At 40.3% G+C, this 238-nt stretch carries 1 protein-coding gene; it reads left to right on the plus strand.

What is annotated here, in order from left to right; translation table 11 throughout:
• Nucleotides 1–238: hypothetical protein (locus tag P8629_RS12650; RefSeq protein WP_278166435.1), on the plus strand; the 238-nt coding region annotated here is incomplete at both ends.

The raw sequence follows: 238 nt of genomic DNA on the forward strand, positions 1-238 counted from the left end.
CCAGTGGTCAAGTATTCAGTGTTTTTATCGCTGATGGCGGTATCAATACTTGGACTATGAGTATTGTTGGCTTTTTATTATTATTAGGCATGATGACCGCGCTATTGACGTTATCTGGCGGTACTCGTGCGTTTGCCGAATGGGCACAAGTTCGCGTAAAAAGCAAACGTGGGGCTAAATTATTAGCGGCTTTTCTTGGTGTGTTTATTTTTGTTGATGACTATTTTAATAGTTTAGC

It is taken from the genome of Hydrogenovibrio sp. 3SP14C1 (assembly GCF_029625905.1).
Taxonomy (GTDB): Bacteria; Pseudomonadota; Gammaproteobacteria; order Thiomicrospirales; family Thiomicrospiraceae; genus Hydrogenovibrio.